The 14,591-nt window shown below is 71.6% G+C and carries 17 protein-coding genes; 12 read left to right on the forward strand and 5 right to left on the reverse strand.

Features of this window, described 5'->3' with window-relative positions:
• Positions 1 to 2: 2 nt before the first annotated feature.
• Both NLX94_RS27295 and NLX94_RS27300 read right to left on the reverse strand, forming a co-directional pair.
• Positions 3 to 497, reverse strand: a complete 495-nt coding sequence (locus NLX94_RS27295) for a DUF3515 domain-containing protein (RefSeq protein WP_254385856.1) — start codon at positions 495 to 497, stop codon at positions 3 to 5.
• 23 nt (positions 498 to 520) lie between these two features.
• Complete coding sequence (locus NLX94_RS27300; RefSeq protein WP_214947835.1) at positions 521 to 754, reverse strand: Lrp/AsnC ligand binding domain-containing protein; 234 nt, start codon at positions 752 to 754, stop codon at positions 521 to 523.
• A gap of 245 nt (positions 755 to 999) precedes the next feature.
• Between NLX94_RS27300 and NLX94_RS27305 the strand changes: the two genes are divergently transcribed.
• Entirely contained in the window at positions 1,000 to 1,983 is a 984-nt protein-coding gene (locus NLX94_RS27305) for a thiamine-phosphate kinase (protein WP_254385749.1), read from the forward strand.
• Positions 1,980 to 2,798, forward strand: a complete 819-nt coding sequence (gene thiD / locus NLX94_RS27310; RefSeq protein WP_254385750.1) for a bifunctional hydroxymethylpyrimidine kinase/phosphomethylpyrimidine kinase — start codon at positions 1,980 to 1,982, stop codon at positions 2,796 to 2,798. Before NLX94_RS27305 ends, thiD begins: the two co-directional genes overlap by 4 nt.
• A gap of 144 nt (positions 2,799 to 2,942) precedes the next feature.
• Here the strand turns inward: thiD and rpmB are convergent, their stop codons facing one another.
• A complete protein-coding gene (gene rpmB / locus NLX94_RS27315; protein WP_073911113.1) occupies positions 2,943 to 3,128 on the reverse strand; it encodes a 50S ribosomal protein L28 in 186 nt (61 codons plus the stop codon).
• Between the two features lie 243 nt (positions 3,129 to 3,371).
• On the opposite strand from rpmB, the gene NLX94_RS27320 reads away from it, so the two are divergent.
• The 9 genes from NLX94_RS27320 to mutM all read left to right on the forward strand — a co-directional run bounded on the left by NLX94_RS27320 (position 3,372) and on the right by mutM (position 12,419).
• Positions 3,372 to 5,042 carry a DAK2 domain-containing protein gene (locus tag NLX94_RS27320; RefSeq protein WP_254385751.1) on the forward strand — a complete coding sequence of 557 codons (1,671 nt, stop codon included), beginning with the start codon at positions 3,372 to 3,374 and terminating at the stop codon, positions 5,040 to 5,042.
• A gap of 26 nt (positions 5,043 to 5,068) precedes the next feature.
• Positions 5,069 to 7,285 carry an ATP-dependent DNA helicase RecG gene (gene recG / locus NLX94_RS27325; RefSeq protein WP_254385752.1) on the forward strand — a complete coding sequence of 739 codons (2,217 nt, stop codon included), beginning with the start codon at positions 5,069 to 5,071 and terminating at the stop codon, positions 7,283 to 7,285.
• Between the two features lie 62 nt (positions 7,286 to 7,347).
• Entirely contained in the window at positions 7,348 to 7,926 is a 579-nt protein-coding gene (rsmD, locus tag NLX94_RS27330) for a 16S rRNA (guanine(966)-N(2))-methyltransferase RsmD (RefSeq protein ID WP_254385753.1), read from the forward strand.
• 29 nt (positions 7,927 to 7,955) lie between these two features.
• A complete protein-coding gene (gene coaD, locus NLX94_RS27335) occupies positions 7,956 to 8,435 on the forward strand; it encodes a pantetheine-phosphate adenylyltransferase (RefSeq protein ID WP_243337845.1) in 480 nt (159 codons plus the stop codon).
• Positions 8,436 to 8,553: 118 nt separating this feature from the next.
• The gene (locus NLX94_RS27340) at positions 8,554 to 9,582 is read left to right on the forward strand and encodes a cell division initiation protein (protein WP_254385754.1); all 1,029 of its coding nucleotides are present in this window, start codon (positions 8,554 to 8,556) and stop codon (positions 9,580 to 9,582) included.
• A 133-nt stretch (positions 9,583 to 9,715) separates the two neighbouring features.
• Positions 9,716 to 10,381, forward strand: a complete 666-nt coding sequence (locus tag NLX94_RS27345; RefSeq protein WP_374684031.1) for a DUF177 domain-containing protein — start codon at positions 9,716 to 9,718, stop codon at positions 10,379 to 10,381.
• 2 nt (positions 10,382 to 10,383) lie between these two features.
• On the forward strand, positions 10,384 to 10,557 hold the full coding sequence (rpmF, locus tag NLX94_RS27350; protein WP_003965982.1) for a 50S ribosomal protein L32: 174 nt from the start codon (positions 10,384 to 10,386) through the stop codon (positions 10,555 to 10,557).
• A gap of 19 nt (positions 10,558 to 10,576) precedes the next feature.
• The gene (gene rnc, locus NLX94_RS27355; protein WP_254385755.1) at positions 10,577 to 11,398 is read left to right on the forward strand and encodes a ribonuclease III; all 822 of its coding nucleotides are present in this window, start codon (positions 10,577 to 10,579) and stop codon (positions 11,396 to 11,398) included.
• Between the two features lie 151 nt (positions 11,399 to 11,549).
• Entirely contained in the window at positions 11,550 to 12,419 is an 870-nt protein-coding gene (gene mutM, locus NLX94_RS27360) for a bifunctional DNA-formamidopyrimidine glycosylase/DNA-(apurinic or apyrimidinic site) lyase (protein WP_254385756.1), read from the forward strand.
• On the opposite strand, the gene NLX94_RS27365 is transcribed toward mutM, so the two are convergent.
• Positions 12,392 to 12,814: a helix-turn-helix domain-containing protein gene (locus tag NLX94_RS27365; RefSeq protein WP_254385757.1), complete on the reverse strand. Its 423-nt coding sequence runs from the start codon at positions 12,812 to 12,814 to the stop codon at positions 12,392 to 12,394. The two genes, mutM and NLX94_RS27365, sit on opposite strands and share 28 nt — an antisense overlap.
• 152 nt (positions 12,815 to 12,966) lie before the next feature.
• Positions 12,967 to 13,827 (reverse strand): CAP domain-containing protein, encoded by an 861-nt coding sequence (locus NLX94_RS27370; RefSeq protein WP_254385758.1) that lies wholly within the window; start codon positions 13,825 to 13,827, stop codon positions 12,967 to 12,969.
• A gap of 147 nt (positions 13,828 to 13,974) precedes the next feature.
• Here NLX94_RS27370 and NLX94_RS27375 point away from each other — a divergent pair, with 147 nt between their 5' ends.
• A complete protein-coding gene (locus tag NLX94_RS27375) occupies positions 13,975 to 14,256 on the forward strand; it encodes an acylphosphatase (RefSeq protein ID WP_254385759.1) in 282 nt (93 codons plus the stop codon).
• Positions 14,257 to 14,591: the final 335 nt, after the last annotated feature.

The raw sequence follows: 14,591 nt of genomic DNA on the forward strand, positions 1-14,591 counted from the left end.
GGTCAGGAATTGGAGATGCCCACCGGAACGGTCTTGGCCACGGCGGCGGACAGGCCCACCAGCATCCCCGCATCCGTGGCATGCTCCTTGTCGACCGTGACCTCCGTGTACGCCAGCCGCAGCCCGGTGGTGAAGCGGACCCCGCCGTCGTCAAGCCGCTCCACGAGCCAGCCGACACCGTTCACCTCGATGCCGTCCTGCTTCGGATCCAGCATCTTCACGGGCTTGCCGACACCGCACCGCAGTACGATCGCCGAGCCGCCCCACGCGGCGGTCAGGTCGGACTCCGGCACGGTCCGGGACCGGTCCAGCTCGGCCACCGTCCCGGGGAGCTCTTTGTGCAGCGCCGCACAGAGGACCGCCACATCGGCGGGCGGAGCGGACGGCGGCTCCACTTGGGCCTCGGAACCACCCGGGGAACAGCCCGCGAGGGCCGCCGGAGCGGCCAGCGCGGTCAGTGCGGCGAGCAGAGAGAAGGGCCGGCGGTGTCGGGACATCACCGGCCAAGAGTAGACGGGGGCTACAGATGGACGACCGGGCAGGTCAAGGTGCGGGTGATCCCCTCCACCTGCTGGACCTTGGCCACGACCATGCGGCCGAGCTCGTCCACGGTGTCGGCCTGGGCGCGCACGATCACGTCGTACGGGCCGGTCACGTCCTCCGCCTGGATCACCCCCGCGATCTGGGCGATGGACTCGGCGACGAACGACGCCTTGCCCACCTCGGTCTGGATGAGGATGTACGCCTGTACCACGGAACCTCCAGGGCGGCCACGAGGATCATTTCCCCTACCCTTCGGGTGGGCCCGGGGATCACGGGTGGGCCCGGGGAAGAAGGGACGCCACGGTACCGCGTCGCCGAGCGCCGCGGGGAGACCCGCGGGTCCGGAGGCGCACAGAGCGGGGCGTACGGAGAGCAGAAGTTGACGTATCTGTTGACGGTACCCAGAGCTGTGACGGCTCGCGACCGCAAGCGGACTGGGCAAGAAGGGGCACAGCGATGAAGGGCACTGTGGGCGAGCTGGGGGAGTTCGGGCTCATTCGGGAGCTCACCTCACGGCTCACCACCACCCCGGCGGTCCGGGTCGGCCCGGGCGACGACGCCGCGGTGGTGTCGGCCCCCGACCGGCGGGTCGTGGCGAGCACGGACATCCTGCTGGAGGGCAGGCACTTCCGGCGCGACTGGTCCACGGCCTACGACGTCGGCCGCAAGGCCGCTGCGCAGAACCTCGCCGACATCGCCGCCATGGGCGCGGTGCCGACCGCGCTGCTGCTCGGCCTCGTGGTCCCGGCCGAGCTGCCGGCCACCTGGCCCACCGAGCTGATGGACGGCATCCGCGACGAATGCCAGGTCGCCGGTGCGGCCGTGGTCGGCGGCGACGTCGTGCGCGGCGACCTCATCACCGTGGCCATCACCGCGCTGGGGGACCTGCGCAACCACGAGCCCGTCCTGCGCTCCGGCGCCCAGCCCGGCGACGTGGTGGCCGTGACCGGCTGGCTCGGCTGGTCCGCGGCCGGTTTCGCCGTGCTCTCGCGGGGCTTCCGCTCGCCGCGGGCCTTCGTCGAGGCCCACCGGCGCCCCGAGCCGCCGTACCACGCGGGGCCCGCGGCCGCCGGACTCGGCGCCACCGCCATGACCGACGTCAGCGACGGCCTGATCGCCGACCTCGGGCACATCGCCGAGGCCAGCAAGGTACGGATCGACCTGCGCTCGGCGGCCGTCGACATCCCGACGCAGATGCACGACATCGGGCAGGCCGTCGGCGTGGACCCGCTCCAGTGGGTGCTCACCGGGGGAGAGGACCACGCGATCGTCGCCACCTTCCCGCCGGACGTGAAGCTCCCGGCCCGCTGGAAGGTCATCGGCGAGGTCCAGAACCGCTCCGCGCTGCCCCAGGTGACCGTGGACGGAGCCCCCTGGGCCTCCACCGGCGGCTGGGACCACTTCGGCGGCGACACGGCCGCGGAGGACACCCCGCGATGAGCGGTCCCCTCATAGCCCGCCCCCACCCGCCGCTGTGCCTGACCGTCGCCGGATCCGACTCCGGCGGCGGCGCGGGCATCCAGGCCGACCTCAAGGCCATGCTGGCGCTCGGGGTCCACGGGATGAGCGTGGTGACCGCTGTGACCGCGCAGAACTCGCTGGGCGTCAAAGGGGTCTGGGAACTGCCCGCGGAGGCCGTGAAGGGCCAGTACAGGGCCGTGGCGGACGATATCGGCGTGCAGGCCGTGAAGACGGGAATGCTGTCCTCCGCCGCCCTCGTGGAGACCGTGGCCGAGCTGCTCGCCGCGACCGCCGCCCCCGCCGTCGTGGACCCGGTCGGCGTCTCGAAGCACGGGGACGCGCTCCTCGCCGCCAGTGCGCTGGACGCCGTACGGACGCAGCTCCTGCCCCGGGCCACCGTCGCCACGCCGAACCTGGACGAAGTGACCCAGCTCACCGGGGTCGTCGTGGAGACCGAGGACGACATGCGCCGGGCCGCCGACGCGGTCCTCGCGTACGGGCCCGCCTGGGCGCTGATCAAGGGCGGCCACCTCGCCGCCCACGGGAACGAGGCCGTGGACTTCCTGACGGACGGCGCCGAGGAGCGCTGGCTGCGGGCCCCGCGCCACGGCAACCGGCACACGCACGGCACCGGCTGCACGCTCGCCAGCGCGATCGCGGCGGGCCTGGCCAAGGGCCGGACCGTCCCGGAGGCCGTCACCGAGGCCAAGGAGTACGTCACCGGCGCCATCGCCGCCGGATTCGCCCTGGGCGGGGGCATCGGACCGGTGGACCACGCCTGGCGGTGGCGCTGAGACACGGCGCCGACACACGACAGAGCCCCCGGGAACGGATTCCCGGGGGCTCTGTCGCTTACAGGATGCAGAATGCAAGAGGCCGGTCCACAGGTGGACCGGCCTCTTTGGCAACCAGAAAGGGCTGCGCTACGACGGAAGGCGTCAGCGCGAGACCTTGCCGGCCTTGATGCACGAGGTGCAGGCGTTGAGGCGCTTCGGCGTCCCATTGACCACGGCACGGACACGCTGGATGTTCGGGTTCCAGCGACGCGAGGTGCGGCGGTGCGAGTGGGAAATGCTGTTGCCGAAGCTCGGCCCCTTGGCGCAAACGTCGCAGTTGGCAGCCACAGGTCACTCCAAAGACTTCAGATGCACTTACAGTGAATCCCGGCGCACCGGTATCAGGGATCTGAAGTGGTTTGCCGGGGGGAATGGCCCGACTCTCATCGGGCAACCGGAGCAGCATACAACGACTGCCTCGGTCCAAGAAAACTACCATGTCCCCGGCCGCCCCCGCCCCGGGGTCCAGCCGGCCCGGCAGTCCTTCGTTACCCTGCGGTGAACCCTGGCCCGCACAAGGAGGAACGCCCGGTGGCGCACCAGCCTCAGCCGTACCCCCTGAACGCCGAAGCGGTACGCACCTGGAGCTCGCTGTCCCTGGCAGCGCTGGGCCGGGCCCGCGAGGACATCGACGCGATCAACGTCTATCCCGTCGCCGACGCGGACACCGGCACCAACCTCTACCTCACCGCCGAATCCGCCGACCGCGAGCTCGGGGACCTCCTCGCCGGAGTGACGGACGGCACAGCCGGAGCCTCCCTCCCCGAGGCCGTACGGGCCTTCGCGCACGGCGCCCTGATAGGCGCCCGGGGCAACTCCGGGACGATCCTCGCGCAGCTGCTGCGCGGAGTGGCCGACGTACTCGGGGAGGAGCCCGACGGACCCGGCGGGCCCGCCGGGTCCGAGGTGCGCGACCCCGCGCGGCTCCTCGCGCAGGCCCTGACCCGGGCCGCCGAGGAGGCGTACCGGGCTGTGGCGCACCCGGTGGAGGGCACCATGCTCACCGTCGCCACCGCCGCCGCCCGGGCCGCCGAGGCCGTCGCCGCCGCAGCCGGGACCGCCGCCGACGTGGCCGGAGCCGCCTACGACGGAGCCCGCGCGGCCCTCGCCGAAACCCCGGGGCAGCTGGCCGCGCTGGGGCGGGCCGGGGTGGTCGACGCCGGGGGCTGCGGGCTGGTCGCCGTACTCGGGGCCCTGTGGCAGGCGCTGTCCGGGCGGGAGCCGGCCCCCGAGCCGGTACGCGGCCGGGCCGTGCCCGTACCGCGGCCGCAGGAGCCCTGCGCCGAGGAGCACGGCGGCCCCGCCTACGAGGTGATCTACCTGCTGGAGGCCGCCGAGACCGAGGTCGACCGGCTGCGCACCCGGCTCGACGCCCTGGGGGACTCCCTCGTGGTGGTCGGCGGCGACGGCCTGTGGAACGTCCACGTCCACGTCGACGACCCCGGCGCCGCCGTGGAGGCCGCGGTGGTCGCCGGGCGGCCGTACCGGATCCGCATCACGCACTTCGGCGACGAACGCCGCCGGGCCCGCGGCGAGCGCTCCCAGCGCGCGGTCGTCGCCGTGGTCCAGGGCGAGGGGCTGGCCGGACTGTGCGGAGAGGCGGGCGCCACCACCCTGCTGGCCCGGCCCGGGGAACCGCCGGCCGTGGCCGAACTGGCCGACGCCATCCGCGAGGCGCACGCCCGCGAGGTCGTCCTGCTCCCGAACGGCGCCGAACTGCGCGCCGTCGCCGCGGCCGCCGCCCAGCAGGCGCGCGCCGAAGGCGTACGGGTCGCGGTGATCCCCACCCGCTCCGAGGTGCAGGGCCTGGCCGCGCTCGCCGTGCACGACCCGGACGGCAGCTTCGACGAGGACGTGGTCGCCATGACCGCGGCCGCCGGAGCCACCCGCTACGGCGAACTCGCCGTCGCCGAACGGCAGTCCTTCACCTCGGCCGGCATCTGCCAGGCCGGCGACGTGCTCGGGCTCATCGACGGGGACGTGGCCGTCATCGGCACGGGCCTGGCCGAGACCGCCGAGGCCGTCCTCGCCCGCATGCTCGGATCCGGCGGCGAACTGGTCACCCTGGTCCTGGGACCCGACGTGCCGGAGGAACTGTCCGGCCGGCTGGAGGCGTACGTCCAGCACGGCCACCTCGCCGTGGACACCGTCACCTACCAGGGCGGCCGCTGGTCCGCGCCGCTGCTCATCGGGGTGGAATAGCCGGGTTGTCGGCGCGATGGTGTGCAATGGAACACGTGCCCGCGCTCGACGAAGACCTCAAGAAGACCCTCGGCCCCGCCACCGCGAAGGTGCTGGCCGAGCAGCTCGGCCTGCACACGGCCCTGGACCTGCTCCACCACTACCCCCGGCGGTACGCGGAGCGCGGGGAGCTGACCTCGCTGGCCGAACTCGCCGACCAGATCGACGAACACGTCACGGTGGTCGCACAGGTCGCCGATGCGCGCCTGCTGACGTACCAGGGCAGCCGGGGCGGCGGAAAGCGCCTCGAAGTCACCATCACCGACGGCAGCGGACGGCTCCAGCTCGTCTTCTTCGGGTCCGGCGTCCACAAGCCGCACAAGGAACTGCTGCCCGGCAGCCGCGCGATGTTCGCGGGCAAGGTCGGCATGTTCAACCACAAGCTCCAGCTCGCCCACCCCGCCTACGAGCCCCTCGGCGCGGACGCCTCCGACCGGGACGCGGCCGCCGCCTTCGCGAGCCAGCTCATCCCGATCTATCCGGCCTGCGCCAAGCTGGAGTCCTGGAAGATCGCCAAATGCGTGGACGCGGTGCTCCCCAGGGCCCAGGAGGTCGTCGACCCGCTGCCGCCCGCCCTGCGCGGGGACCGCGGACTGGTGCCGCTCACCGAGGCCCTGCTGAAGATCCACCGCCCGGTCACCAAGGCCGACATCGAGGACGCTCGCGGCCGCCTCAAATGGGACGAGGCCTTCGTCCTCCAGGTCGCCCTGGCCCGCCGCCGGCACGCCGACTCCCAGCTCCCGGCCGTACCCCGCCGCCCCACCGCCGGCGGCCTCCTCGAATCCTTCGACGCCAAGCTCCCCTTCACCCTCACCGAAGGCCAGCGAGGCGTCTCCAAGGAGATCTTCGACGACCTGGCCACCGACCACCCCATGCACCGCCTCCTCCAGGGCGAGGTCGGCAGCGGAAAGACCATGGTCGCCCTGCGGGCCATGCTCGCCGTCGTCGACTCCGGCGGGCAGGCCGCCATGCTCGCCCCCACCGAGGTGCTCGCCCAGCAGCACCACCGGTCCATCACCGAGATGATGGGCGAGCTCGCCGAGGGAGGCATGCTCGGCGGCTCCGACCGGGGGACCAAAGTGGTCCTGCTCACCGGCTCGATGGGGGTGCCCGCCCGGCGTCAGGCGCTGCTCGACCTGATCACCGGCGAGGCCGGCCTCGTGATCGGCACGCACGCCCTGATCGAGGACAAGGTGCAGTTCCACGACCTCGGCCTGGTCGTCGTCGACGAGCAGCACCGCTTCGGCGTGGAACAGCGCGACGCCCTGCGCTCCAAGGGCAAGCAGCCTCCGCACCTGCTCGTCATGACCGCCACCCCGATCCCGCGCACGGTCGCCATGACCGTCTTCGGCGATCTGGAGACCTCCGTACTGGACCAGCTCCCCGCCGGCCGCTCCCCGATCGCCACCCACGTGGTGCCCGCCAAGGACAAGCCGCACTTCCTGGCCCGGGCCTGGGAGCGGGTCCGCGAGGAAGTGGAGAACGGCCACCAGGCGTACGTGGTCTGCCCGCGCATCGGCGACGGGGAGGACGACCCGAAGAACGGCAAGGCCGCCAAGAAGAAGGCGGCCGAGGAGGACGGCGACCGGCGGCCCCCGCTCGCTGTGCTGGAGATCGCAGAGCAGCTCACCCGGGGCCCGCTCGCGGGCCTGTCCGTCGAGGTGCTGCACGGGCGGATGGACCCCGCCGACAAGGACGACGTCATGCGCCGCTTCACCGCGGGCGAGGTCAAGGTGCTGGTCGCCACCACCGTGATCGAAGTCGGCGTGAACGTCCCGAACTCCACCGTCATGGTCATCATGGACGCGGACCGCTTCGGCGTCTCCCAGCTCCACCAGCTCCGCGGCCGCGTCGGCCGCGGCTCCGCCCCCGGGCTGTGCCTGCTGGTCAGCGAGATGCACGAGGCCAGCCCGGCCCGCGCCCGGCTCGCGGCCGTCGCCGCCACCCTGGACGGCTTCGAGCTCTCCCGCATCGACCTGGAGCAGCGCCGCGAGGGCGACGTGCTCGGCCAGGCCCAGTCCGGCGTCCGCTCCAGCCTGCGGATGCTGGCCGTCATCGAGGACGAGGAGGTCATCACCCAGGCCCGGGAGGAGGCCACCCGCGTGGTCGCCGCCGACCCCGAACTCGCCGGGCTGCCGGGCCTGCGGACCGCCCTGGACGCCCTGCTGGACACCGAGCGGGAGCAGTACCTGGAGAAGGGGTGACGGGCACGACCTATCGTTGAAGGCCTGCACCACCACCCGCCCCGCTCACCGAAGGACCCCAGATGACCCGCGTGATCGCCGGAAGCGCCGGCGGGCGACGCCTCGTCGTACCGCCCGGCACCGGCACCCGCCCGACCTCGGACCGGATGCGCGAAGGCCTCTTCTCCACCTGGGAGTCGCTGCACGGAGTCGAGGGGGCCCGCGTCCTCGACCTGTACGCCGGTTCCGGCGCCGTCGGCCTGGAGGCGCTCTCCCGCGGCGCGGACCACGCGCTGCTCGTCGAGCCCGACGCCAAGGCCGCCAAGGCGATCAAGGACAACATCAAGTCGGTCGGCCTGCCCGGCGCCGAATTCCGGTCCGGCAAGGCCGAGCAGATCGCCGCCGGCGCCGCGCACGGGAACCCGTACGACGTGGTCTTCCTGGACCCGCCGTACGAGGTGGAGCACGCGGAACTGTGCGAGATCCTCCTCACACTCCGCTCCAATGGCTGGCTCACCGAGGACGCGCTCGTCACCGTGGAGCGCAGGACCCGCAGCGGGGCCTTCCCGTGGCCGGACGGCTTCGAGCCGCTGCGCTCCAGGAAGTACGGCGAGGGCACCCTCTGGTACGGCCGCGCCGCCTCCGTCAGCGAAGAGTCATGAAGCCCGCACCCGGGAACGAGGGAATGCAGTTGCGCCGCGCCGTCTGTCCGGGGTCGTTCGACCCCATCACCAACGGACACCTCGACATCATCGGCAGGGCCTCCCGGCTCTACGACGTGGTCCACGTCGCCGTGATGATCAACCAGTCCAAGCAGGGGCTCTTCACCGTCGAGGAGCGGATCGAGCTGATCCGCGAGGCGACCGCCGGCTACGGGAACATCGTGGTCGAGTCCTTCCACGGGCTCCTCGTCGACTTCTGCAAGCAGCGGGAGATCCCGGCCATCGTCAAGGGCCTGCGCGCCGTCAGCGACTTCGACTACGAGCTCCAGATGGCCCAGATGAACATGGGGCTGTCGGGCGTCGAGACGCTCTTCGTCCCGACCAACCCCACCTACAGCTTCCTGTCCTCCTCCCTGGTCAAGGAAGTGGCGGCCTGGGGCGGCGACGTCGCCCACCTGCTGCCCGCACACGTGCACGCCGCGCTGCTGGAGCGGCTGCCCCGGCGCTGACCCCGGCCGCCGGCACCTCCTGACCGGGCGTCAGTCGGTGTCGGCCCCCGGGCCGGTGGCCTTACAGTCGTCCCGTCCGTTCCGGGAACCGCCCGGGGCCGAGAGAGTGCGAGCACCCATGGACGTGCAGAAGAAGCTCGACGAGATCGTCGCGGCCGTCGGCAGCGCCCGGTCCATGCCCATGTCGGCCTCCTGCGTGATCAACCGCGCCGAGCTGCTCGCACAGCTGGAAGAGGTACGCCAGGCTCTGCCGGGCTCCCTCGCGCAGGCCCAGGAGCTCATCGGCGGCCGGGAGCAGATGGTCGAGGAGGCCCGCCGCGAGGCCGACCGGATCATCGAGTCGGCGCACGCGCAGCGCGGTTCGCTGATCTCCGACACCGAGGTCGCGCGGCGCTCCCAGGACGAGGCGGACCGGATCCTGGCGGAGGCCCGCCGGGAGGCGGACGAGGTCAAGGCCGAGGCCGACGACTACGTCGACAGCAAGCTCGCCAACTTCGAGGTCGTGCTCACCAAGACCATCGGCTCCGTGGACCGGGGCCGCGAGAAGCTGCTCGGCCGCGGTCCCGGCCTGGACGACCAGGGCTACCCGGACGCCGAGGCGCCCGAGCGCAGCCACGACCCGGAGACGCAGCGCCGGCAGGCGGACGACTACGTGGACACCAAGCTGGCGACCTTCGAGGCGGTGCTCTCCAAGACCCTGGAGGCCGTCGGCCGGGGCCGCCAGAAGCTCCTCGGCCGCGTGGCCACCGACGAACTCGGCGCGCACATGGCCGCCCAGGACGCGGCGGGCCTCCCGCAGTCGCGCTCCGCCAGCGATGCGGACTTCCTGGCGGGCCTGGCCGAGCCGCAGGCCCCGCTGATCCCCGCGCAGGCACAGGCGCAGCCGGAGCCGGCGTACGACGCCTACGCCTACCAGCAGCCCGTCCAGCAGGACGCCTACGCGTACCAGGACCCGTACTCCGGCTACCAGCAGGTCCAGCAGCAGCCCGACCCGTACGCGGTCTCCTACGAGCAGCAGCCCGACCCCTACGGCGGCTACCAGCAGCAGCCCGTGCAGGACCAGCAGGCGGCGCTCGACGAGACCAGCTTCTTCGACACGAGCATGATCAATCTGGACCAGCTGCGCCAGTACGAGCAGGGCCGCTGAGCCCGCCCGGGACTCGGATTGGGCTCAGAGCGAAGCGGCGGGTATCCTGGCTCTTCGGTCGCGCGTATGCACCGCGATCCATGCTGCCCCCGAGTGGCGGAAATCTTGATCTTCAGCAGTCTCCAGTGATTTTGTGAAAGCGGGAACAGCCCTGAACACCCACCTCGACCACCGCAACCCTCTCGTGTTCGACACGCACGAGCTGGGTCGGCGTCCTGGTGCCATGCTGCGGCTGTCCCGTGAGATCACGGCGCCGGCGGACCTCGGTCTCGCCGGTGTCATCGCTGTGCCGGAAGGCAGTCGGCTGAACCTCAAGCTCCGCCTGGAGTCGGTCATGGAAGGGGTGCTTGTCACAGGCACCGCCCGTGGCTCGGCCGTGGGAGAATGCGTAAGGTGTCTGGAGGCCGTCGAGCGTGAGCTCAAGGCGGACTTCCAGGAGATGTTCTCGTACCCTGACGCCGACGACCGGAACCGCTCGAAGGCGGAGCCGGCCGACGACGCCGAGGACGACGAGGACACGCTCTTTATCGAGGACGGCTTGTTCGACCTCGAACCCGTGCTGCGTGATGTGGTGGTGCTCGCACTGCCGCTGCAGCCGGTGTGCCGGGAGGACTGTCTCGGACTGTGCCCCGATTGCGGGCTCAGCCTGAACGAGGACCCGGACCACCACCATGACGCCGTCGACATCCGTTGGGCGGCATTGCAAGGACTCGTCACCGATCAGGGCGTCGAGAAGGACAATATGAGCGGCACTGCCTCCGACGGAGTTCAGGGCGCCGCCGAGAAGCAGGAGAAGTAGCCGTGGCTGTTCCGAAGCGGAAGATGTCGCGCAGCAACACGCGCCACCGCCGGTCGCAGTGGAAGGCTGCGGTCCCCACCCTGGTTTCGTGTGAGCGTTGCCAGGAGCCGAAGCTCCAGCACATTGCGTGCCCGAGCTGCGGCACCTACAACAAGCGCCAGGTCCTCGAGGTCTGAGCGGCTGGTGAGAGGCGCAATGTCTGAGCTGTCCAACGCTGAGAAGCAGGCAGACAGTAAGAACGCGGCCTCGTCCCACGTGCTTCTGGAAGGGCGGCTCGGGTATCGACTCGAGTCCGCCCTTCTGGTGCGTGCGCTGACCCACCGCTCGTACGCGTACGAGAACGGCGGTCTGCCCACCAACGAACGCCTGGAGTTCCTCGGGGACTCCGTGCTGGGCCTGGTGGTCACGGACACGCTGTACACGACCCACCCCGATCTGCCGGAAGGCCAACTGGCCAAACTGCGGGCCGCGGTAGTCAACTCGCGTGCACTTGCCGAAGTCAGCCGCGGGCTCGAACTCGGCCTCTTCATCCGGCTCGGCCGGGGCGAAGAGGGCACGGGTGGCCGGGACAAGGCCTCCATCCTCGCCGACACCCTTGAAGCGGTGATCGGCGCGGTCTACCTCGATCAGGGCCTCGAAGCGGCCTCGGAGCTGGTTCACCGGCTCTTCGACCCGCTCATCGAGAAGTCCTCGAACCTCGGCGCCGGCCTGGACTGGAAGACCAGCCTCCAGGAGCTCACGGCGGCCGAAGGTCTTGGCGTGCCGGAATACCTGGTCACCGAGACCGGCCCGGACCACGAGAAGACCTTCACCGCCGCCGCGCGCGTCGGTGGTGTCTCCTACGGCACCGGTGTCGGGCGCAGCAAGAAGGAAGCGGAACAGCAGGCGGCCGAGTCCGCCTGGCGCGGTATTCGTACCGCGGCGGACGAGCGCATCGCGGCAGCAGCCGGGGGCGCGGCCGCCCCGGCCAAGGCCGACGGGACGCCGACTCCCGCCGACCCGGCGCCGGACGCCTGACCCGTTCTTCCGGGAACTCCCCGCCCCGTCCCCCGCTCCAGCGGGTGGCGGGGCGGACCCGTTTCCGGGTACGGGCCCCCTCGGAGCGGGCCGGGAAGGCCCGGTAGGCTCGGCGGCAGCGCCCCGATCCGCACTCCCTCCGGAGGACCCCGTGCCCGAGCTGCCCGAAGTCGAAGTGGTGCGGCGCGGGCTGGAACGCTGGGTGGCCGGGCGGACCGTCACGGCCGTCGAGGTCCTGCACCCGCGCGCCGTACGCCGGCACGAGGGCGGCGGCGCCGATTTCGCGGCGCGGCTCACGGGGGAGACCTTCGGGGTTCCGCAGCGGCGCGGCAAGTACCTGTGGCTGCCGCTGGAGGAGCGGGAGCACTCCGTCCTCGGGCACCTCGGCATGAGCGGGCAGCTCCTCGTGCAGCCCGAGGGGGCGCCCGACGAGAAGCACCTGCGCATCCGGGTGCGCTTCGGGGACGGCGCCGGGACGGAGCTGCGCTTCGTCGACCAGCGGACCTTCGGCGGGCTGTCGCTGCACTCCTGCGTCCCCGGCAGCGCCGACGGGCTGCCCGACGTCATCGCGCACATCGCGCGGGACCCCCTGGACCCGCTCTTCGACGAGACGGCCTACCACCTGGCACTGCGCGCCAAGCGCACCACGGTGAAGCGGGCCCTGCTCGACCAGTCGCTGATCAGCGGGGTCGGCAACATCTACGCCGACGAATCGCTCTGGCGCGCCAAGCTGCACTACGAGCGCCCCACGGCCACGCTCACGCGCCCCCGCAGCGCGGAGCTCCTCGGCCACGTCCGGGACGTCATGAACGAGGCCCTCGCCGTCGGCGGCACCAGCTTCGACAGCCTCTACGTCAACGTCAACGGCGAGTCCGGCTACTTCGACCGCTCCCTCGACGCCTACGGGCGGGAGGACGAGCCCTGCCGCCGCTGCGGTACGCCGATGCGGCGCCGGCCCTGGATGAACAGGTCGAGCTACTTCTGCCCGCGCTGTCAGCGGCCCTCGCGCGCGGCGTCGTAGGCGGACCTGGAAGAGAGCACCGCGGGCATGCTGCCCTCCAGCAGCCCGATGAGCGCGTCCACGCGCTCCGCGACCGCCACCCCGAACGCGGTCAGTTCGTAGTCGACCCGGGGCGGGTTGGTCGGCTGCGCCTCCCGGTTGACGATGCCGTCGCGCTCCAGCGCGTGCAGGGTCTGGGAGAGCATCTTCTCGCTGATGCCGTCCACGCGGCGGCGCAGCTCGTTGAACCGGCACGGCCCCGTGGACAGGGCACCGACCGTCAGGCTGCCCCAGCGCCCCGTGACGTTCTCGAGCGTTTCGCGGGACGGGCACGCGCGAGCGAACACGTCGAATCCGTCGGAGGCCTGTGCGGGCGCGCCCTCGTCCCCGGCCTCGCCACACCCTGGAGTCTGCATGGTTTGAGCCTACTACTGCGCTGCGCCAGCCATCAGATTGCGCTTTTGAAAAGTTAGCGGTCACCTCGAAGGCGACACGCAGTGGGAGCTCCCGACCGCGTCCGACGCGATCGCCTTCGGCGCTCCGACCTACAGGCGCCCGTTTGCCGTTGTTAGTACCCGAAGTCCTGGGTCCACCAGGGGCCGCCGGCGGCGTTGTACATGCCGACGCCCAGGGTGCGGAACTCGCAGTTGAGGATGTTGGCCTTGTGGCCCGGGCTGTTCATCCAGGCCTTCATCACGGCCGCCGCGTCCCCCTGGCCGCGGGCGATGTTCTCGCCGCCCATCCCCGATATGCCGGCCTTGGTGGCGCGGTCCCACGGGGTGTTGCCGTCGGGGTCCGTGTGGTCGAAGAAGCCCCGGACGGCCATGTCCTTGCTGAAGGCCCCGGCCAGCGCCGCCAGGGGCGGGTTCGCCCGGACCGGAACGCAGCCGGCCTGTGCGCGCTCCTGGTTCACCAGGGTGAGTACGGCGGCCTCCTCCGCGGAGTGGCCGGCCGAGGCGGCCGCCGCCGCGGGCGCGGAGGGCTTCGCCGTGGAAGGCTTCGGCTTCACCGGGACCGGGGTGGGGCTCGCCTTCGGGGTCTTCGCAGGCTCCGCGGAGGTGGAGGGGGACGGGGAAGCGGAAGGCGAAGGGGTGGCCGACGGGGTCGGCGAGGGGGAGGGGGTGGGCGAGGTGGAAGGGGTGCCCGCTCCCGAAGGGGCCCGGCCGGAGAGGTTGGCGAGTCCGCCCTGCTGCTGCAGCGAGCCCCCGGGGCTCGGCGAGGCCTGGGCCTTGGCGTCGGCGGTCTTCGCGTCGGAGCCCGCGGTCTTGACCCCCACGTAGGGGAAGGAGGCGCCGATCGGGACGAAGCCCGTGGTGACGGCCGCCGTGCCGAGGACCACGGCCACGGACGCGCCCAGCAGACTGCCCCGAAGGGCGGCGCGGCGCCTGCCGCCGGGGCGCGGCGCGGCTTGGAGTCGGTGGCGTCCCATCGCGGCTCACCTTCCTGGGGTTCGGGATCAGCGGTTCAAGATCAACCTTTACTCACCCAAATGGGTGAGCTCATTGCTGCGCGACTGTACGCCATGGCGGGAGGGGGTGAGGTGACCCGGATTTGTTTGCCCGGTTAGCGTTCAGGCATGAACGAAGATGTGCGGATGACCGCCTGGGTGCGCGGCCGTGTACAGGGAGTGGGCTTCCGCTGGTTCACCAGGGCCAACGCCATGGAGATCGGCGGACTGACCGGCTTTGCGCTCAACCTGGACGACGGGCGAGTACAGGTGGTGGCCGAAGGTCAACGTGAGAATTGCCACCGGCTCCTCGCGTGGCTGCACGGCGCCGACACGCCCGGGAACGTGGACGGGGTGACGGAGATCTGGGGCACACCGCGCGGCGGCTACGACGGGTTCGCGATCCGGTGAGTGATCGACTGATCATGTACTGAACACATCGCTGGATGGTCCGCATACGGTCGGAACTGCGCATTCACCGCCGACGCGTTGCCGACGCGGCGGATTCGTGGAAGGCTCGGAGACGAGGATGATCTCCACTCCCCTTGCGGGGGCCGGGATGCCCGCCGATACGGGGCGTGATCGTGTTGACCGTCAAACTTTTTGGTGAGACGCTGGAAGCCCCGCGCACCTGAGCTGTTTGGCAGTGCTGGCAGTACACAGTGTCAGCCAAAGATCGATGCAGTGACTGACAGTCGCTGCCGGACATCCGCGGGTGCGATTCCCTCACGACCCACACCGCTTCG

This window comes from Streptomyces sp. TBY4 (genome assembly GCF_024213195.1).
In the GTDB taxonomy this organism is placed as follows: domain Bacteria; phylum Actinomycetota; class Actinomycetes; order Streptomycetales; family Streptomycetaceae; genus Streptomyces.